At 59.1% G+C, this 18,718-nt stretch carries 16 protein-coding genes; 2 read left to right on the top strand and 14 right to left on the bottom strand.

Translation table 11 applies throughout. The features are described from left to right. Positions 1–84: 84 nt before the first annotated feature. Positions 85–2,346, bottom strand: a complete 2,262-nt coding sequence (locus EI291_RS06690) for an ATP-dependent helicase (RefSeq protein ID WP_125419028.1) — start codon at positions 2,344–2,346, stop codon at positions 85–87. Positions 2,347–3,099: 753 nt separating this feature from the next. On the opposite strand from EI291_RS06690, the gene EI291_RS06685 reads away from it, so the two are divergent. Next, positions 3,100–4,254 (top strand): glycosyltransferase family 4 protein, encoded by a 1,155-nt coding sequence (locus EI291_RS06685; protein ID WP_125419027.1) that lies wholly within the window; start codon positions 3,100–3,102, stop codon positions 4,252–4,254. 123 nt (positions 4,255–4,377) lie between these two features. After that, positions 4,378–4,956, top strand: coding sequence for a DUF3109 family protein (locus EI291_RS06680; RefSeq protein WP_125419026.1), 579 nt, complete (start codon positions 4,378–4,380; stop codon positions 4,954–4,956). On the opposite strand, the gene EI291_RS06675 is transcribed toward EI291_RS06680, so the two are convergent. From EI291_RS06675 to EI291_RS06615, 13 genes are all read right to left on the bottom strand, one after another. Next, positions 4,953–5,519 (bottom strand): hypothetical protein, encoded by a 567-nt coding sequence (locus EI291_RS06675; protein ID WP_125419025.1) that lies wholly within the window; start codon positions 5,517–5,519, stop codon positions 4,953–4,955. The two genes, EI291_RS06680 and EI291_RS06675, sit on opposite strands and share 4 nt — an antisense overlap. 244 nt (positions 5,520–5,763) lie before the next feature. Next, positions 5,764–7,581 (bottom strand): alpha-amylase, encoded by a 1,818-nt coding sequence (locus EI291_RS06670; protein WP_170172540.1) that lies wholly within the window; start codon positions 7,579–7,581, stop codon positions 5,764–5,766. Between the two features lie 128 nt (positions 7,582–7,709). Next, the gene (locus tag EI291_RS06665) at positions 7,710–9,203 is read right to left on the bottom strand and encodes an alpha-amylase (protein ID WP_240635391.1); all 1,494 of its coding nucleotides are present in this window, start codon (positions 9,201–9,203) and stop codon (positions 7,710–7,712) included. A 318-nt stretch (positions 9,204–9,521) separates the two neighbouring features. Further along, positions 9,522–10,868: an acetyl-CoA carboxylase biotin carboxylase subunit gene (accC, locus tag EI291_RS06660; protein ID WP_125419024.1), complete on the bottom strand. Its 1,347-nt coding sequence runs from the start codon at positions 10,866–10,868 to the stop codon at positions 9,522–9,524. A gap of 109 nt (positions 10,869–10,977) precedes the next feature. Continuing rightward, positions 10,978–11,472 (bottom strand): acetyl-CoA carboxylase biotin carboxyl carrier protein, encoded by a 495-nt coding sequence (accB, locus tag EI291_RS06655; protein WP_125419098.1) that lies wholly within the window; start codon positions 11,470–11,472, stop codon positions 10,978–10,980. A 28-nt stretch (positions 11,473–11,500) separates the two neighbouring features. Then, positions 11,501–12,064 (bottom strand): elongation factor P, encoded by a 564-nt coding sequence (gene efp / locus EI291_RS06650; protein WP_125419023.1) that lies wholly within the window; start codon positions 12,062–12,064, stop codon positions 11,501–11,503. A 173-nt stretch (positions 12,065–12,237) separates the two neighbouring features. Beyond that, a complete protein-coding gene (locus tag EI291_RS06645; RefSeq protein WP_125419022.1) occupies positions 12,238–13,251 on the bottom strand; it encodes a beta-ketoacyl-ACP synthase III in 1,014 nt (337 codons plus the stop codon). A 70-nt stretch (positions 13,252–13,321) separates the two neighbouring features. Beyond that, complete coding sequence (gene plsX, locus EI291_RS06640; protein WP_125419021.1) at positions 13,322–14,263, bottom strand: phosphate acyltransferase PlsX; 942 nt, start codon at positions 14,261–14,263, stop codon at positions 13,322–13,324. 142 nt (positions 14,264–14,405) lie between these two features. Next, positions 14,406–14,630, bottom strand: a complete 225-nt coding sequence (rpmF, locus tag EI291_RS06635; RefSeq protein ID WP_125419020.1) for a 50S ribosomal protein L32 — start codon at positions 14,628–14,630, stop codon at positions 14,406–14,408. Between the two features lie 59 nt (positions 14,631–14,689). Further along, entirely contained in the window at positions 14,690–15,223 is a 534-nt protein-coding gene (locus EI291_RS06630) for a YceD family protein (protein ID WP_125419019.1), read from the bottom strand. Between the two features lie 69 nt (positions 15,224–15,292). Beyond that, the gene (locus tag EI291_RS06625) at positions 15,293–15,661 is read right to left on the bottom strand and encodes a helix-turn-helix domain-containing protein (protein WP_170172539.1); all 369 of its coding nucleotides are present in this window, start codon (positions 15,659–15,661) and stop codon (positions 15,293–15,295) included. Between the two features lie 194 nt (positions 15,662–15,855). Next, on the bottom strand, positions 15,856–16,914 hold the full coding sequence (gene pdxA / locus EI291_RS06620; protein ID WP_125419017.1) for a 4-hydroxythreonine-4-phosphate dehydrogenase PdxA: 1,059 nt from the start codon (positions 16,912–16,914) through the stop codon (positions 15,856–15,858). Positions 16,915–17,084: 170 nt separating this feature from the next. Further along, on the bottom strand, positions 17,085–18,533 hold the full coding sequence (locus EI291_RS06615) for a leucyl aminopeptidase family protein (RefSeq protein ID WP_125419016.1): 1,449 nt from the start codon (positions 18,531–18,533) through the stop codon (positions 17,085–17,087). Positions 18,534–18,718: the final 185 nt, after the last annotated feature.

Genomic DNA, 18,718 nt, shown 5'->3' with positions numbered 1-18,718 from the left:
TAGGGCGCTGCACGTACGGCAGCGGCTCTTCTAAAAGTACGGGAAAAGCCGGAGGAAGCGAGTTGCTCCCGTTTCCTGTACGGCTTAATGAACCCGCAGTTTGGCAAAACTCAGCAGCAGGGTCTTCTCGCCCACTTCCTCAAACTGAATAATGGCCTTGGTGGAGCCCTGCACTGTTTCGAGCTTGCTCACGGTGCCAAACCCAAATTTGGGGTGCTCCACCCGCTGACCTTCCTGCAGGTTGCTGGTATCGGAGGGCTTGAAGTCGGAAGGGGCTACGTATTTGGTGGCCATGGTTTTGCGGGGCGCTGGCGGCACCAAGTTCGAGCGGCGCTCAAACACGTGCCCGAACGGCGACTCGCCCGGGCCGGCGCGGTCGGGACCGGGGCCGGCCGAGTACTTGAAGTCCACAAACTTCGGGTCGATTTCGTCGAGGAAGCGGCTTTTCTCGCAGCTGCGCAGGTTGCCCCACTGGTAGCGGGAGGTGGCGTAGCTGAGCGTGAGTTTCTTCTCGGCCCGGGTGATGGCCACGTAAAACAGCCGACGCTCCTCCTCCAGGTCGGCCCGGGAGGTAATCATCATCTGGCTCGGGAACAGGTTTTCCTCCATGCCCACGATGTACACGTTGCGAAACTCCAGGCCCTTGGCCGAGTGAATCGTCATCATGGTCACCTGCTCGCCCTCGGCCTGGGCGTCCTTGGTATCGGCGTCTGTCACCAGGGCAATGTCCTGCAGGAACGCACCCAGGCTCTTTTCCTCGCGCTCGGGGTCTTCCACGAAGGCCTTCACGCCGTTGAGCAGTTCCTGAATGTTCTCGTAGCGGCTCAGGCCCTCAATGCTCTTGTCGGCGTAGAGCTCCTCAATCATGCCCGAGTTCTTGGCAATGAACTTGGCCGCCTCGAAGGCATCGTCCTTGGCCGCCACGGCGGTGTAGGCCTTGATTTTTTCGGCGAAGTCGACGATGGGGTTGGCCGTGCGGGTGGGCAGAAACTTATCGGCGTTGCTGACCACCTCCCAGATGGTGTGGTTGGTTTCCTCGGCCGTCGAAATCAGCTTGCCCAGCGTGGTGTCGCCGATGCCGCGCTTGGGGTAGTTGATCACGCGGCGCAGAGCCTGCTCATCATTCGGGTTGACGGTGAGGCGCAGGTAGGCCACCAGGTCCTTGATTTCCTTGCGCTGGTAGAAGCTCAGGCCGCCCACAATCTTGTACTTGATGTTGAGCTTGCGCAGGGACTCTTCCATGGCCCGGCTCTGGGCGTTGGTGCGGTACAGGATGGCAAAGTCGTCGTACGACAAGTGCTGGTTCATCTTGTCCTCGTAGATGCTCTGGGCCACCAGCTTGCCTTCCTCGTTGTCGGAGGCGGCCTTCAGCACCTCAATCAGCGGGCCTTCCTCATTGTCCGAGAAAACGTCCTTGCGCAGCTGGGCCTGGTTGTTTTTGATGACCGAGTTGGCCGCCCACACGATGTTCTTGGTGGAGCGGTAGTTCTGCTCCAGCTTGAACACCTGCAGCTCGGGGTAATCCTTCTCGAAGTTGAGAATATTCTGAATATCAGCGCCACGGAAGGCGTAGATGCTCTGCGCGTCGTCGCCCACCACGCAGATGTTACGCTCCTTGGCGGCCAGCTTGCGGGCAATCAGGTACTGGGAGTAGTTGGTGTCCTGGTACTCGTCCACCATCACATACCGGAACATGTTCTGGTACTTGTTCAGCACGTCGGGGTGGTCCTTGAACAGCACGTTGGTCTGGTAGAGCAAATCGTCGAAGTCCATGGCCCCGGCCTTGAAGCAGCGGTTGGCGTACTGCTGGTAAATCACGCCCAGCTTGGGCCGCAGCGAGGCCTCATCGTCCTGCCGGATTACGGGGTCGTTGAGGTACTGCTGCACCGAAATCAGCTTGTTCTTGGCGGCCGAAATTCGCCCCAGCACCATGTTGGGCTTGTAGAGCTTATCGTCCAGCTCCAGCTCCTTCAGAATCTGCCCGATAAGGGTTTTGCTGTCCTGAGTGTCGTAGATGGTGAAGGAGCGGGGGTAGCCGATTTTGTCGGCCTCGGAGCGCAGAATGCGGGCGAAAATGCTGTGGAAGGTGCCCATCCACAGGTTTTTCGCCTCGGGGCCGACTACCTTCTCAATCCGGGCGCGCATCTCCTTGGCGGCCTTGTTGGTGAAGGTGAGGGCCAGGATGTTGAACGGGTTCACCTGCTTTTCCAGCAGGTGCGCAATGCGGTAGGTGAGTACCCGGGTTTTGCCCGAGCCCGCGCCGGCTATAATCATGCAGGGGCCTTCGGTGTGCAGCACCGCCGCGGCCTGCGAGGGGTTCAGTAACGAGTGATAATCGAGTCCCATGCGTAATCAGTCAGAATCGGAAACTAAGCTTTTTGGCTTGTTAGCAAAGGTACGGCTTTGGGGTGGGGGAAGGAAATGTGAGCAGGGAGAGTTAAGTTAACTCCGTTATTTATCCATACTCCCAGCATGACCTCGGCCGACAAACTATCCTGGAACAACCCCATCACGCATGGATTCGTTGCCACCGCCGCGCATTACGCGCTGGGGTTGGGCATAAGCTTTGGACTAACCGTAGCTTTGGGTGCTTGATACCTATAAACAACCCCTATTGCTCCAATGAGGTATTTGCCTTGGGTTAACCGCACAGGAACTGGTCTATTATTCAGTATCGGTTATTATGTGTCGGCAATAGTAAGTTGTGCATTACTAGCGCAGTTCGGGCCAATGGGCGTTGATCATACTCCAGGCTATCCAATGATATTGGGGGCATTATGGTTAGCATTAGGAGTAGTATTGATGTTGATTAGTGCTTTGACTACTATAATATGGCCGCGCTACAAAATAGCGTTAGGCTTTGCAATAGGTCAATGCGTTATACTGGGGTTGATTTGGTTATTATTTCAGATGCTCTTTAGGCGCTGATATAAATATGATTGTTTACACTTGGCAGCTCTGCCGCCTACCTGCTCCGAAACCATTGTTTTTATATACGGAGGAAGTCTTATCCAGCCAAAATCAACTGGTTTTAAGCAGGTAGCCGTTCCGGTCCGGCGGCTGAAAGCCGTCGGACCGGAACGGCCGTATCTTCGCCCCATGAACTCCGTTACCCCACCCGCCGCCGTGTTTCCGCTGTCCATTTTGTGCTTGTCGGACAGCTGGGGCGGGCTGGAGCTGAATACGGCCCGGTTTGCCGGCTGGATGCAGCAGCGGGGCTGGCCGGTGCAGGTCGTCGCCCGCGCCGGCTCCCCGCTGGCCGCCCGCGCCGCCGAGCTGGGCCTGCCCGTAGTGCCCTTCCACAACCCTTGGAAAGCTTTGGACGTACCCGCCGCCCGCCGGCTGGCCGGGGTGTGGGCGCAGTTCGGCGCTCGGGCCATCCTCATCACCCGCAACGCCGATCTGGGCGTGGCCGTGCTGGCCAAACGGCTGTTCCGCCCCGGTATGCCGCTGGTGTACCAGCAGCACATGCAGCTGGGGCTGGCCAAGCGCGGCGTGGTGCACACGCTGCGCTACAACGCGTTGGCGGCGTGGTTGTCGCCGTTACCCGGCCTAGCCCGGCAGGTGCTGGAGAAAACCCGGCTGGCTCCCGAAAAGCTGCACGTGGTGCCGCTGGGCGTGGAGCTGGACAAGTTCACGGATGCCCAGCTGACCACCGCCGCGGCCCGCCATCGGCTGCAGCTGGTGCTGCCCGCCGGGGCCGTGCTGCTGGGCCTCATCGGGCGGTTTGACGACGGCAAGGGCCAGGATTTTGTGGTGGAGGCGCTGGCCCGGCTGCGGCCCCGGTTCCCGCAGCTGCACCTGCTGCTGGTGGGCGAGCCTACCCGCAACGAAGGCACTGCCTACTACGACGCGCTGCTGGGCCGCATCCAGGAGCTGGGCCTTGCGGAGGTGGTGCACCTGCGCGGCTTCACGCCCCAGCCCGAAGTGGCCTACCGCGCCCTGGATATTTCGGTAACCGCCTCCGTCAACGAAACCTACGGCATGGTGACCATTGAAGCCCTGGCGGCGGGCCGGCCGGTGGTGGGCGCGGCCGCCGGCGGCACCCGGGAACTGCTCGACGACAACCGTACCGGCCTGCTGTTCGAGCTGCGCAACCCCGATTCGTTTGCCGCCTGCATCGAACGGCTGCTTACCGAGCCGGGGCTGGCCGAGCGGCTGGGAGCGGCGGGGCAGGCGGAGGCTCTGGCCACGTACTCGCACCACCGGCAGTGCGAGCTGACGGAGCAGGTGTTGCGAACAGTGGCGGGGTAATTCGGTATCTTTGCGGTCGGGTTTCGCGCAGTGGTGCGCAGTGGAAGGCGCAGTGTCTCGCAGTGAACGGCCACCGCGAAACCCTGCGTATCCCACCCCCGAGACACTGCGAGCGAAAACGCCATGATTCAGATTCAGCACACCATCATTTCCGACGACGTTCGGGAGAATTTCTTCGTTTGTAACCTCGAAGCCTGCAAGGGGGCCTGCTGCGTGGAGGGCGACCTGGGTGCGCCCCTGGAGGAGGAAGAACTGCAGATTCTGCAGCAGGAGTACGAGGCTATCAAGCCGTTCCTCACCGAAGCCGGCCGCCAAGCCATCGAGCAGCAGGGCCTCTACATCAAGGACTGGGAAGGCGACTACAGCACTACCACCATCAACGACCGGGAGTGCGCCTACGCCCTCTACGACGAGAAAGGCATCCTCAAGTGCGGCATCGAGGATGCGTGGCGGGCCGGGGCTACCTCGTTCAAAAAGCCCATCAGCTGCCACCTGTACCCCATCCGTGTGACTAAGTACGACGGCTTCGAGGCCCTGAACTACGACCGGTGGAATATCTGCTCGCCCGCCTGCTCCTTCGGGGCCAACCTGGGCGTGCGCGTGTACCAGTTCCTGAAAGACCCCCTCATTCGCAAGTACGGCGAAGCATGGTACCAGGAGCTGGTGACGGAGATTGAAACGAATACCCCACCATCGGTTTAGTTTTCGTCTTTCTGTCGTCGGCTCAGAGAATCCAACCATAGATAGTTAGTTCGGATCAGGTGGATCGGGTTTTCCAGCGAATAAGGGGAGCGTGGATACATAATCCAGTAGCGTAAACTGTCTGTGTTGTCGTGGGCAAACAGGAAGGTATCCCGTTGCGCACCAGTTCCAAATACCACGGTTATAGCTCTATCCCTTATGAACGTGCTGCGTCCGGCTACTGGGCGGGCCGTCTGCTGCAAATCGTCAAAAAAGGCGGCTGGCATTACCCGCCGCTGACCATCTACCCACAGTGTGCGGTCCGTTGTTGCAGCGTATTGGGCATGGCGCCGGAAACCCGCAACCAGATAATTCTTAGCAAGACTGTCACCGATAACTATGGTGCCAATACCGACCCCCAACATGGTCAGGAGTACCCAAAAAGCCTGGGAGTCAAAAAGGTATCTGGCACTTTCTGAGGCCAGTTTACTGGCCACTCCAATTACCCAAACGCCAATAAAACCGACGATACCTAGAAGAGCTAGTAGAGTGCGGATATGATAGAAAAACGCAATTAGGTCCATAAGAATAACGAATCTTTGAAAGAGTTAAACGAAAGAATAATTTGTTGCAGGCGGCCTAATATGACTTCATTTAATTAGCGTGCTGAGTGCAGTCGAAACAATCAGCATGCTAAACTATGTGCTTTGACTACGTTTAGTCTGATGTTTAATCTCATGGGTTTGCACAGCAAATATTGTCACAAAAAAGGGCCGACCAACCGGCCGGCCCCTTTTCGGGATTCACTCACATGTGAAGAGGTACTGGCTAGTTCTGCCAGGTATCGGTGCGCGTCAGGCTGGTGCCGCTGGGGGTGAAGGCGCGGTTGGCACCGCCTTCCCACAGCACGTTGCCGGCCGCATCTTTCCGAATGTATTTGTACTGCACGGCGGTGCCGCTGGTCAGGTTCACGGTGCCTTTCCACACGGGGTAGGTAGCGCCGCTGAGCTTAATGGCGCTGGCCGTGTTCCAGCTGCCGAGCTGGGCCGTGCTGCCCACCACGTACACATCCTGGCCGGATACCGTGTTGCTGTAGGTCACGTTGAACGAAACGGCCGTGGTACCGCCGGTGGGAGGAGGCGTGGTGCCGCCGGTGCTGCCGGGTACCCACACCGCGTAGCTGCGGGCGTTTACCGGGAATACGCCGGTGCCATTGGCGTCGGTGGTCACGGTGCCGCCGGTATTGCCGGTTTTGTCGGTGAGGGTAGCGTTTTTGAAGGGCGTGGTGATGGTTTTCGTGCGGGACGAACCACCATCGTTGAGCAGCATCAGCAGACCAGCGTGGGTAGCATCACCGGCGCGGGAGTAGGCGTACACGTCGGCGTCGTTGGCGGCGGTGTACTCTGAGGCGGCCCCGTAGGCGTTGGCCTGCCGGATGCCGATGAGGGTTTTGATCTGGTTACCCAGGCCGTAGTTGTAGTAGTCCTTGTAGAACACGCAGGGGTAGCCGTTGGCGCGGGTCAGAATGTAGGCGTAAGCCAGCATTTTGAGGTTGGTAACGGGGGAGTACAGTGCGCCGGGGTGGTCAGTGTCGTGGTTGTCCACGAAGCTCACCGACAGGGTAGGGTTGCTCTCGGTGAAGCCAGCAAATTGCAGCCCGCGCATGTCCCAAGCCCCGTTGCCGTTGCTCATGTCCTGGAAGGTGTAGTGCAGCGGCACGTCGAACAGGCTGGTGCGCCCGCCCGTGGCGGCGGCGTAGTTCTTCAGGTCCTGCAGGTTACGAAACCAAGCCTCGCTCACAGCAAAGCGGCCGCTGGTGCCCTTCACCGCATCGAGCCACTGATTCACGTAGGGGGTGTAAATGTGCTTGGTGGCGTCGAGGCGGTAGCCGTCCAGGCCCAGCTTGGTGGTAATCCAGTTGCCCCAGTTGATGGTTTCGGTCTGGTTGCTGGTGTTGCCGTTGTACTGGATTTCGGAGCCGAGCAGGTTATCGTAGGCGTCGCCGTTGGCGTAGGGCTGGAAGTCCCAGCTTTTCCACTGGTACCAGCCATTGTTCGGCGCCTGCTGCGTGCCCGTGAAGTTGTCAAAACCCCATTTGTAGGCGCTGTAGGTGTTGCCGCGGCCGGGGAAGTTGTACTTCGTGTACACCAGGTTGCCGTTCACGTTTTCCTGGGCGTCGGCCCAGCTGAGGTGGTTCATCACCATATCCTCATACACCTGGATGCCCTGGCCGTGCAAAGCGCCAATGGCAGTTTGCAGTTGCCCAATGGTGCCGTAGCGGGTAGCCACGGTGCCCTTCTGGTTGAACTCGCCCAAGTCGTAGCGGTCATACACGCCGTAGCCTACGTCGCTCTGGCTGCCACCTTTGTAGGCCGGAGGCAGCCACAGGGCGGTAATGCCAGCAGCTTTCAGTTCCGTGGCTTTGGAGCCCAGCACTTGCCACCAGGTACCCTGGGTGTTGGTGATGGGCACGTCCCAGTAGAAAGCCTGCATCATCACGCCATTGACGGCCACGGCATTCTGGCCAGAGATGGCCGCCCGGGGCGCGGCGGCGGTGGGTTGGAGCTCCTCCTTGCTGCACGACGACAGCAAAGCACCGGCGGCCAGCATCCCCGCCAGGGAGGCTTTTACGAAGGGGTTTTTCATGAAAAAGGAAATTGGGTTGTGGGATAGTCCCGTCCCGGCGCGGGGCGGAACCGAAAAAGCGCGCAGCAGCCGGCGGCCCGAGCGGGTTACCCGCCGGCTGCATACACGGTAGGAAAGTCAGGTCAGCGTTAGTTGGGCACCCAGGTTGAGTAGCTGCGGGCATTCACCGGGAAGTTGCCGAAGCCGTTGGCGTCGGTGGTCACGGTGCCGGTGCGGTTGCCGGTTTTGTCGGTGAGGGTGGCGTTTTTAAAAGGCGTGGTGACGCCTTTGGTGCGGGCGGTGCTGCCGTCATTCAGCAGCAGCAGCAGGCCTTTATGCGTCGCGTCGCCGGAACGGGAGTACACGTACACGTCGGTGTCGTTTACGCTGGTGTACTCAAACGCCGAGCCGTAGGCATTAGCCTTGCGGATAGCCATCAGCTTGCTGATTTGCGAGCCGAGGCCGTAGTTGTAGTAGTCCTTGTAAAATACGCAGGGGTAGCCGTTGGCGCGCGTCAGAATGTAGGCATACGCTAGCATCTTGAGGTTCACCACCGGCGAATACAAAGCACCGCCGGTCTGGTCGGTATCGTGGTTATCCACGAAGCTCACTGACAGGGTGGGGTTGCTCTCGGTGAAGCCGGCAAACTGTAGCCCGCGCATGTCCCAGGCCCCGTTGCCGTTGCTCATGTCCTGGAAGGTGTAGTGCAGGGGTACGTCAAACAGGCTGGTGCGCCCGCCCGTGGCGGCGGCATAGTTTTTCAGGTCCTGCAGGTTGCGGAACCAGGCCTCGCTCACAGCAAAGCGGCCGCTGGTGCCCTTCACCGCATCCAGCCACTGGTTCACGTAGGGGGTGTAGATGTGCTTGGTGGCGTCGAGGCGGTAGCCGTCCAGGCCCAGCTTGGTGGTAATCCAGTTGCCCCAGCTGATGGTCTCGTTCTGGTTGGCCGTGTTGCCGTTGTACTGGATTTCGGAGCCAAGCAGGTTGTCGTAGGCGTCGTTGTTGGCGTAGGGCTGGAAGTCCCAGCTTTTCCACTGGTACCAGCCGTTGTTGGGGGCCTGCTGCGTGCCGGTGAAGTTAGGCCAGCTCCAGCGGTAGGTGCTGTAGGTGTTGCCGCGGCCGGGGTAATTGAATTTGGTGTACACGGTGTACTGGTTATTGGCCAACTCCTGGGCGTCGGCCCAGCTGAGGTGGTTCATCACCATATCCTCGTACACCTGAATGCCTTTGCCGTGCAGGGCCGTAATGGCAGCCTGTAGCTGAGCAATAGTGCCGTAGCGGGTAGCTACGGTGCCCTTTTGGTTGAACTCGCCCAAATCGTAACGGTCATACACGCCGTAGCCCACGTCGTTCACGCTGCCACCTTTGTAGGCCGGGGGCAGCCATACCGCCGTGAAACCGGCCGTGTTGAACTCGGTAGCGCGCGAGCCCAGCACCTGCCACCAGGTGCCCTGGGTGTTGCTGATGGGCACATCCCAGTAGAAGCCCTGCAGCATGACGCCGTTAACAGCAACGGCATTTTGGGTAGTAGTCTGAGCACTGGGCGCGCTTGGGGCGGCCAGTTCTTCTTTGGAGCAGGCCGACAATAAGGAGCCGGCCGCCAGCAACCCTGCAAGGGCCGCTGCCGATTTGGTAGACATCATGTGTGGGAGTTTTGGTTGGTGGGATTAGAACACTGCAAGTATACAGGGCATTGGTGGCAATTATTCTATTTGCAAAGGAGCCTGTATGATAATTTAGTGAGTGCTTACTAACCTAAAATAATCCGTTTTTTACCTGATTAATGATGTTGTATTGATTATAACAGTGCAATTAAAAATTGTTTTCTTCCGGGCAATGTGCCATTTGCCAATATTGGTGCCTTATTGACCGGGTGCAAGCGTGCAAAATTTTGGCCTCAGGTACAAAAAAAGGCCCGACCCACGAGGGTCAGGCCTTTCAGGCAGCATCCAAGTAGACGCTTACAGATCCGAAAAGTCGAAGGACGATTCCAGGAATTTCGTGGTGAAGTTGCCGGCTTTGAAGTCCGGGTTGTCCATCAGCTTCAGGTGGAAGGGGATGGTCGTTTTCACGCCTTCTACCACAAACTCGCTCAGGGCGCGCTTCATTTTCACGATACACTCTTCCCGGGTTTGGGCCACGGTGATGAGCTTGGCAATCATAGAGTCGTAGTTTGGCGGAATCTGGTAGCCCGCGTACACGTGCGTATCCACGCGCACCCCGTGGCCGCCCGGAATGTGCAGCACCGTAATTTTACCCGGCGAGGGGCGGAAATCCTTGGAAGGATCTTCGGCGTTGATGCGGCACTCCATGGCGTGCATCTTGGGCGAGTAGTTGTTGCCCGAAATCGGAATACCAGCTGCTACCTTAATCTGCTCCTTGATCAGGTCGTAGTTGATAACTTCCTCCGTCACGGGGTGCTCCACCTGAATGCGGGTGTTCATCTCCATGAAGTAGAAGTTGCGGTCTTTGTCTACCAGGAACTCGATGGTGCCTACGCCTTCGTAGCCGATAGCTGAAGCACCGGCAATGGCGGCTGCGCCCATCCGCTCGCGCAGCTCCTCCGTCATAAACGGCGAGGGAGCTTCCTCTACCAGCTTCTGGTGGCGGCGCTGAATGCTGCAGTCCCGCTCCGAAAGGTGGCATACGTGGCCGTACTGGTCGCCGCACACCTGAATTTCGATGTGGCGGGGCTCCACCACAAATTTCTCCAGGTACATGCCGTCGTTGCCGAAAGCGGCTTTCGACTCGGTACGGGCGTCGTTCCAGGCTTTCTCAAACTCGTCTTCGGAGTTGATGATGCGCATGCCGCGCCCACCGCCCCCGGCCGTAGCTTTCAGAATAACCGGATACTTGATTTTGGCGGCAATCTTCTTGCCCTGCTCCACCGATTCGAGCAAGCCCACCGAACCCGGGATGCAGGGTACGCCGGCCTCAATCATGGTAGCCTTGGCCGAAGCCTTGTCGCCCATGCGGTTGATCATATCAGGCGAGGCCCCGATAAACTTGATGCCGTTTTCCTGGCACACGCGCGAGAATTCGGCGTTTTCGCTCAGGAAGCCGTAGCCGGGGTGAATGGCATCGGCGTTGGTAATCTCGGCGGCGGCAATCAGGGTGGGAATGCTCAGGTAGCTCTCCCGCGACGGGGCCGGCCCGATGCACACGGCCTCATCGGCGAAGCGCACGTGCAGACTCTCCTTATCGGCCGTGGAGTATACCGCAACCGTTTTGATGCCCATTTCCTTGCAGGTCCGAATCACGCGCAGCGCAATTTCCCCCCGGTTGGCAATCAGTATTTTCTTGAACACAGCTCTCAGGGTTAGATGTGAGAACTGAGAGCTTAGAACTCAGACTCGCGGCGGCGCTGGGCCGGCTCACGGATTCTAAGTTCTAAGCTCTCAACTCTAAGCTCTAAAATTACATTGGCTCAATCAGGAACAGCGGCTGGTCGTACTCCACGGGAGACGCATTTTCCACCATCGCCTTCACCACCCGGCCGCTCTGCTCAGCTTCAATTTCGTTGAACAGCTTCATGGCCTCGATGATGCAGATTACCTGACCTTTTTCCACCAAATCACCTACCTGCACGAAGGCCGGCGTTTCGGGGCTGCTGCTGCGGTAGAAGGTGCCAATCATGGGCGACTTCAGGGCTACGTGGCTGGCACTGGCCGCTTCAGCGGCGGGTGCCGCGGGGGCAGCGGCGGCCGGAGCCGGGGCAGCAGGAGCAGCGGCCGGAGCCGGGGCAGCGGCGGGAGCAGGAGCGGCAGCCGACATAGCAACCCCGGAGGTTACTACTTTGGTGTTGGACTCGCGCTGCACCGAAATCTTGAACTCCTCGGTTTCGATGTTGACTTTGTTCAGACCCGACTTGGCGATGAAGTCGATCAGGTCCTGCAGTTCTTTGGCTTTCATGGCGGTGGGAGAGGGCTTGGTGGGCTGCTTATTTGACTCTTTCGACATAGGAGTAGTCGCTGGTTTTGATGCGGATCTTGGTATCGGTATCAATGAACAGCGGCACCTGAATGCGGGCTCCGGTTTCCACGATGGCCGGCTTGAGAGTGTTCGTGGCCGTGTCGCCTTTCAGGCCGGGCTCGGTGTAGGTTACTACCAGCTCCACGGTGGTGGGCAGCTCGGCCGTGAGGGGCTGCTCGGTTTCGGCGTGGAACAGGATGGTGGCTACCTGGCCTTCTTTCATAATGTCGGCGAAGGGCACCATGGCCTCGGGCAGCACTACCTGCTCGAAGGTTTCATTGTCCATGAAGGTGTAACCGTAATCGTCCTTATACAGGTACTGGTGGGGGCGCTGCTCCACGCGGGCAGTTTCCACTTTCACCCCGGCATTGAACGTGTTGTCGATAACGCGGCCGGTTTTGATGTTGCGGAGCTTGGTACGCACGAAAGCGGGGCCTTTGCCGGGCTTCACGTGTTGAAACTCAGTAATTACGTGCAACTCGCCGTTGTAATTCAGAACGAGCCCGTTGCGGAAATCTGCAGTGGTGGCCATGAGAGGGAATTGAGAGAAAGTAGCCGCGGAAACCCGGTAGGATAGCCGGTGGCTTCAACAATCAGAAGGTGAGTAACTAGGGTGGAAACGCAACGTGCCGTCCCGAAAAACTGGCGGGGCGGCACGTCGGGAGTGCAAGTATAGGAGGTTTTCCGTTTTCGCGCCGCGTCAGCCTAAGCTGCCGACGGATCGGGGGTAGGGTCGTAGGCCCATTTCAGGTACAGGGAGCCCCAGGTAAAGCCGCCGCCAAAGGCCGCAATAATCAGGTTGTCGCCTTTGCGGAGCTGCTGCTCGTAGTCGGAGAGGCACAGCGGAATGGTGCCGTTGGTGGTATTACCGTACTTGTGAATATTCAGCATCACCTTTTCGGGGCCAATACCCACGCGGTTGGCCGTGGCGTCGATGATACGCTTGTTGGCCTGGTGCGGCACCAGCCAATCAATGGTATCGGCATTCAGGCCGTTGCGCTCGGCTACCTGGGCAGCCACGTCGGCCATGTTTTTCACGGCAAACTTGAACACTGCTGAGCCTTCCTGGTACACGTAATGCTCCCGGTTGGCCACGGTTTCAGCGGAAGGCGGGCGGCGCGAGCCACCGGCTTTCTGGTGCAGGTACTGCTCGCCATTGCCATCGGAGTGCAGCTCCTGGTCCAGCAGGCCCAGGCCTTCGGTGTTGGGTTCCAGCAACACGGCCCCGGCTCCGTCGCCGAAGATGATGCAGGTGGAGCGGTCCGTATAGTCGATGATGCTCGACATCTTATCGGCTCCTACTACCACCACCTTTTTGTATGTGCCGCTGGCAACAAACTGCGAGCCGGTAGCTAAGGCATACATAAAACCTGAGCAAGCCGCCTGCATATCGAAGCTGAATGCTTTGGTAGCCCCCACCGCCGCCGAAATGATGTTGGCCGTGGCCGGAAATACCAGATCAGGAGTGGTCGTGGCGCAGATGAGCAGGTCAATATCCTCGGCTTTGTTGCCGGTTTTGGCCAGCAGCTGCTCCACGGCCTTAATGCCCATCACGGAGGTGCCCTGGTTCTCGCCCTTCAGAATGTGACGCTCCTTAATTCCGGTTCGGCTCAGAATCCACTCGTCGGTGGTGTCCACCAGGGTTTCGAGCTCTTGATTGGTCAGCACGTAGTCGGGCACGTAGGAGCCAACTCCGGTAATGGCAGCGGTAATCTTCATCAGCGAATTGGGAAACAGCAGATGCGGCAAAGGAAAAGTCCGGCGCGGCGGCCGGACTTACAGTCGCTCTTTAGGACTTGAAGGTGTTTTTTATCTGGTCGGCAATACCGGAGCTGGCCATTTGATAGCCTTGCAGCAGCATGTTACAGATGGCGGTAGGCGTGCTCACGCCGTGGCCAATGATGGCGTTATCGTTGATGCCGAGGATGGGCGAACCGCCCACGGCTTCGTAGTTGAACTTGTCGAGGAAGGGGTCATGAATGTTCTTCTCGGCAATGATATCATACACCGATTCGGCCATTTTTAGCACCACGTTGCCCGTAAATCCGTCGCACACAATTACGTCGGCTTTGTCGTTGAACAGGTCGCGGCCCTCAATATTGCCGATGAAGTGAATATGGGGATTCACTTTCAGCAGCTGGTGCGCGGCCTGAGTAATGGCAGTGCCCTTACCCTCTTCTTCGCCCAGGTTCATGAGGCCCACTTTAGGCTTCTCAATGCCCAGCACGTACTGGGCGTACAAGGAGCCCAGCTCACCGAACTGCTCCAGCATTTCGGGCTTGCACTCGGCGTTGGCCCCCACGTCCAGCATAATGCCCATACCGCCGTGCAGCTTCGGAACGAAGTTGGCAATGGCGGGGCGCATTACACCCGGAACGGCTTTTACGCTGAACATAGCGCCTACCAGCATAGCCCCGGTATTACCGGCCGAGCAGAATGCTTCTACCTCACCGGTAGCTAGCATTTTATACCCTACGGCGATACTGGAGTCCTGTTTTTGCTGATACGCTTTTGCCGGGTGCTCCCCCATCTCAATAATCTGGGAAGCGGGAACAAGCTGGAGGTCGGCGGCCGCAGCCCCATGCTGCTCCAGCAGCGGGCGTACGGCATCTTCCTGGCCAATGAGCACTATCTGGGCCTTACCGGCCAGCGCTTCAGCGGCCAGCACGGCCCCATCGACGGCGGCCTGAGGAGCAAAATCGCCCCCCATTGCGTCCAGGGCTATCTTCATGAACGGAGAATCAAAGAGGTCCGGGAGAGAAACCTCGGGCCGCACCTCACCGCCCGGCCCCGCGCAGCTGTATCAGCAACACGGGAAGCCGGGCGGCGGTAGTGGCTGCGGAGCCGCGAGGCAATAAGCAGCTAACGTGCGACTATTCTTCGTCGTTGTCGGTAGCGGCCGGGGCGGCTACGGGCGCGTAATCTTTGATGGCTACTTTACCGTTCAGGTACAGGTCGCCGTCCACTACGTAGGCTTTGTGACGCAGGTGCAGCTCGCCGGTGTTCGAGCACACGGTAACAGCTTTGGGGGTCAGTTTGTAGTGGCTACGACGCTTATCACGGGTAGCGGAGGAGGTCCGGCGCTTAGGATGTGCCATGCTTGAAAAAAAGTTAAAAAGTAAAAGTTAGAAGCGAAGAACCAGACCGGAAAGATGGTCTAATTCAGGTTTTTGAGCGCACTCCAGCGCGGGTCAATATCATCGTCGTCATGGTCATCGTCGCCCTCCTGGCGGGTGGTGAAGATGAGTTTAGCGTCGGCGTCGGGGTTTTCGTCGGTTTCGTTCTGGAAGCGCGGGTGCAGCTTCTTCATGGGCAGAGCCAGACCGATGTAGTCAAACAGGTGCTGGGCCAGCGGGAGCGTCTGGGTGTCGGGCGTGATTTGCAGCACGTTGTCGTCCAGCTCCTGGTTCTGGTCGCCGAAGCGCACCAACAGTTGCTCCTGCGCATCAATTTCTTGGTCGTATTCGTCCAGGCTCCGGTCGCAGATCTGGCGCACGGTGCCGTGCAGGTCAAAATCCACGGTGATGAGGCGTTCCGTTTTGGTCAGCGTCACGTCGGCGTGCACGTTGCCATCCGGAATCAGCTCCTGGTCGAACTGCTCGAAGAAGGAGCGGTCTAGGTCAAACGCAAAATGGTGCGTTTTATCGGCCAGCCGGGCAATGTTGATGTCGTATTGCGAATCCTTCTTCACGATGGTTTTTTAGCAAGGGGCAAAAGTAGTAAGTTTTGCCCGGTTCGTAAAAGCGGTGGGGGAGTTGCGCTAGGCGTTTTTGAGAATAAAATCGGAGGGAATTCCCAGCCGCTCATACAGTCGTTTAGCCAAATCCAGGGTTACACGCCGCTTGCCGCTCAGAATCTGGGAGAGACGGCCGGCGGGCACTTCCAGCAACTCCGCCAGCTCCTTTTGCTTCAGGCGCATCTGCTGGCGCTTCAACTCAATCATTTCGGCCAGGGAGGTCGGTAGATTGGGAATTGGCAGCAGACCCAGCTTGCTTTCGTAGGCATCCAGGGCCGTAATCAGCTCCCGGAATTCCGTTTCCAGCGCCGCGTTTCCTTCCACGCCCGCGGCCACCAGCGCATCAAGGCGGCGCAGGGCAGTGCGGTAATCGGTAGGAGTGGTCAGCGTCATCGAAACGGGTGAAAAGCAAAACGGAACCGTAATGGTTCCGTTGATTACGAATGCAAACTTACGGCGGTATTTTAAAACCGCAAAGTAAATTTCGTTTTTGAAAAGATTATTTCGTTTCAGTAGCATAAAAAGTGCGTGCCCCACGGTATACCCGGGACACGCACTTTCAGCACTAGTAGTAGCGGCGGGGCCAGTTAGTCGTGGCGGGCGCTCCGCAGCGGGGGGCCGGGAACCAACGGTTTAATTTCGGCCTCGCCCTTGCGGTAGCGTACCAGCTGGCAGGCCAGGTACAGGGCTTCGCGGAAGGAGGTGGCATCGGCCTGAAACTTACCGGCCAAGCCGTAGGCCGTGCCATGGTCGGGGGAGGTGCGAACCACCGATAAACCGGCCGTGAAGTTCACGCCCCGCTCGAAAGCCAGGGTTTTAAACGGAATCAGCCCTTGGTCGTGGTACAATGATAGAGTGGCATCGAACTGCCGGAACTGGCCGGTGCCAAAGTAGCCATCGGCCGGAAAGGGGCCGTAGGCGAGGTGGCCTTCGGCCTGCAACTGCTGCAGCACGGGCGTTACCACGGCAGCTTCCTCGGTGCCCAGCAGGCCGTTTTCGCCGGCGTGGGGGTTGAGGCCGAGCACGGCCACGCGGGGCTTGGCAATGCCGAAGTCGTTCTTGAGCGAATTCAGCAGGATGCGCAGCTTGGTGGTGAGCAGCTCCTTGGTGAGGCGAGCGGGTACGTCCTTCAGCGGAATATGGCCCGTAACGGTAGCCACGCGCAGGCCGGCGGCCTCGTCGGTGAGCAGCATCAGGCTTTCTTTGGCCTCAAAGAAGCTGGTCAAGAACTCGGTGTGGCCGGGAAAGCGGAAGTCGTCGGCCTGGGTATTCTCTTTGCTGATGGGAGCCGTTACGAGGGCATCGAGCAGGCCGGCTTTCAGGTCGCGGGCGGCGGCCTGCAGGCTCAGGCGGGCGGCGGTGCCGCTGGCCTGGCTGGGCTGGCCGGGGGTGAGGTGGTAGTCCTCTTCCCAGCAGGTTACGGCGTTGTGCTTGCCGGGGGCAATATCGGCCGCCTCGCGCACCTGGCGGAAGGTGAGAGGTTCGTGGTCGGCGGCCTGGGGAAAGTCATCAAAGAGCACGGCGGCAGTGCCGTACACTACCGGCGTGCAGAACTTGAGCAGGCGCTTATCGAGGAAGGTTTTATAGATGATTTCCGGACCAATGCCGGCCAGGTCGCCGACGGAAATACCAATGCGTGGAAGCATGTACTGAGAATGAGTGAATGAGCGAGTGAATGAATGGGGGCGGCTGTCCTCCTGCGCTTGCGAAGGACCTTCTCACATCAGAACGGTTCTGGCGTCATTTTCCGCAGAGGAATGCAGAGTCGTTCAGCGGGGAGAATGTCCTTCGCAGGCTCAGGAGGACAAGCGGATGGTTACAACCCCTTCAAAAACTCATACGTGGAGCGGATGGCGGTACCGGTGCCGCCTTTGCCGCGGTAGGAATCGGGGGCGGTGAGGAAGGCGGGGCCGGCAATATCGAAGTGCACCCAGGGGTAACCCTCGGTGAAGCGCTCCAGGAATTTACCGGCCGAAATGGCGCCGGCCTCGGCCTTACCCAGGTTGCTGATGTCGGCAATGGGGCTCTTGATGTGGTCGGCGTACTCGTCCCAGAGGGGGAACTCCACCAGTCGCTCGTGGGTAGCGTTGCCGGCTTTCTTCAGGGCCAGCATGGTATCCTCATCGGCGGTGCCCATGTACACGGTGCCTTCGATGCCGATGGCGCGCACGGCCGAGCCGGTGAGCGTGGCGTAATCGAGTACCAGCTGCGGGTCATACTTCTTGGCGAAGGCTAGGGCATCGGCCAGAATCAGGCGGCCTTCGGCGTCGGTGTTCATTACTTCCACCGTGAGCCCGCTGTACATGGTGATGACGTCACCGGGAGCCAGGGCGGGGCCGCCGGGGCGGTTGTCGGTGGCCGGCACCAGGCCGATGACGTGCAGGGGGACCTTGTTTTTGGCCAAAGCCGTGAGCACGCCCACTACCACGGCGGAGCCGGCCATGTCGCACTTCATCAAATCCATGCTGTTGGGCGTGGGCTTGAGGCTGAGTCCGCCGGTATCATACACGACGCCCTTGCCCACCAGTACGATAGGCTTGGCGTTGGTGGCACCTTCGGGCTTGTACTCCATGATGGTGAAGGTGGGCGGCTCGGGGCTGCCCTGGTTTACGGCCAGCAGCCCGCCCATGCGCAGGGCCTCAATCCGCACCAGGTCCAGCACCTCCACGTGGAAACCGGCGGCTTCGCCGGCCTGCTCGAACTGCTGGGCCAGCTGGGTGGCGTTGAGGTGGGAGTAGGGCATGTTTACCAGGTCGCGGGCCAGGTATACGCCTTGCAGCACGCCATCCAGCTCCTGCACCTGCTCGGCAGAAAGGTCAGGGCCGACCAGGGTGAGCTGCTGGAGCACGGCGGGCTTCTTTGATTTCTCGTCGGTTTTGTAGCCTTCAAACTGATAGGCCGTAAGGGCGAGTCCTTCGGCCAGGGCCAGGGCACCGCCGGGGGCGGTGAGGTTGCAGATGTAGAGTTCGGCCACTTCATCGGCCTTAAGCTGGGCGTGCAGCTTGTGGCCGGCTTTGCGCAGGGCTTCCGTGCGGAGGTCGGCGGTTTTCTTATCCTCGGCCACCACGTAGTAATGGTGGTGGGTGTACTGGTTTACGCTGATGAGCTTGTCATCGGCCTGGAGGCGGGTGGCCACGTACTGGCGGGCGGCCTCGGGCAGGTCGGCGGCGGCGGTTACGGGCAGCTCCCGGGTGCCGGCCGGCAGAATGAACACGGTATCGGCAATGGCGGGAAAATCGGCGGAGTAGGCGAGGGCTAAGGGCATAGGAAGAAGCAGGTAAAACGGGAAGCCAGGGCTGCTTTCCGACCCAAGGCCGGAAGAAACGGCCGGGACTGGCGTATCTTTGGCCGTGAAGGTAGCCGATTTATAGAAGTGAGTACAGAGAAGCCAGAAGTTAGACGTAGTTCTGACGGGTACGCTTCGGACTTGCTTCCGGCCAAGGTTCACGC

The sequence above is a fragment of the Hymenobacter rigui genome, assembly GCF_003944715.1.
Lineage (GTDB): Bacteria > Bacteroidota > Bacteroidia > Cytophagales > Hymenobacteraceae > Hymenobacter > Hymenobacter rigui.
This window is presented reverse-complemented; position numbering and strand designations above follow the sequence as displayed.

Bases quoted from the DNA above. Each gene is read 5' to 3' on its own strand.
- rpmF (WP_125419020.1), bottom strand. From the start codon at position 14,630: ATGGCACATCCTAAGCGCCGGACCTCCTCCGCTACCCGTGATAAGCGT.
- EI291_RS06625 (WP_170172539.1), bottom strand. From the start codon at position 15,661: ATGACGCTGACCACTCCTACCGATTACCGCACTGCCCTGCGCCGCCTT.
- efp (WP_125419023.1), bottom strand. From the start codon at position 12,064: ATGGCCACCACTGCAGATTTCCGCAACGGGCTCGTTCTGAATTACAAC.
- accB (WP_125419098.1), bottom strand. From the start codon at position 11,472: ATGAAAGCCAAAGAACTGCAGGACCTGATCGACTTCATCGCCAAGTCG.
- EI291_RS06680 (WP_125419026.1), top strand. From the start codon at position 4,378: ATGATTCAGATTCAGCACACCATCATTTCCGACGACGTTCGGGAGAAT.
- EI291_RS06665 (WP_240635391.1), bottom strand. From the start codon at position 9,203: ATGATGTCTACCAAATCGGCAGCGGCCCTTGCAGGGTTGCTGGCGGCC.
- EI291_RS06685 (WP_125419027.1), top strand. From the start codon at position 3,100: ATGAACTCCGTTACCCCACCCGCCGCCGTGTTTCCGCTGTCCATTTTG.
- EI291_RS06675 (WP_125419025.1), bottom strand. From the start codon at position 5,519: ATGGACCTAATTGCGTTTTTCTATCATATCCGCACTCTACTAGCTCTT.
- EI291_RS06645 (WP_125419022.1), bottom strand. From the start codon at position 13,251: ATGAAGATTACCGCTGCCATTACCGGAGTTGGCTCCTACGTGCCCGAC.
- EI291_RS06670 (WP_170172540.1), bottom strand. From the start codon at position 7,581: ATGAAAAACCCCTTCGTAAAAGCCTCCCTGGCGGGGATGCTGGCCGCC.
- plsX (WP_125419021.1), bottom strand. From the start codon at position 14,263: ATGAAGATAGCCCTGGACGCAATGGGGGGCGATTTTGCTCCTCAGGCC.
- pdxA (WP_125419017.1), bottom strand. From the start codon at position 16,914: ATGCTTCCACGCATTGGTATTTCCGTCGGCGACCTGGCCGGCATTGGT.
- EI291_RS06615 (WP_125419016.1), bottom strand. From the start codon at position 18,533: ATGCCCTTAGCCCTCGCCTACTCCGCCGATTTTCCCGCCATTGCCGAT.
- EI291_RS06690 (WP_125419028.1), bottom strand. From the start codon at position 2,346: ATGGGACTCGATTATCACTCGTTACTGAACCCCTCGCAGGCCGCGGCG.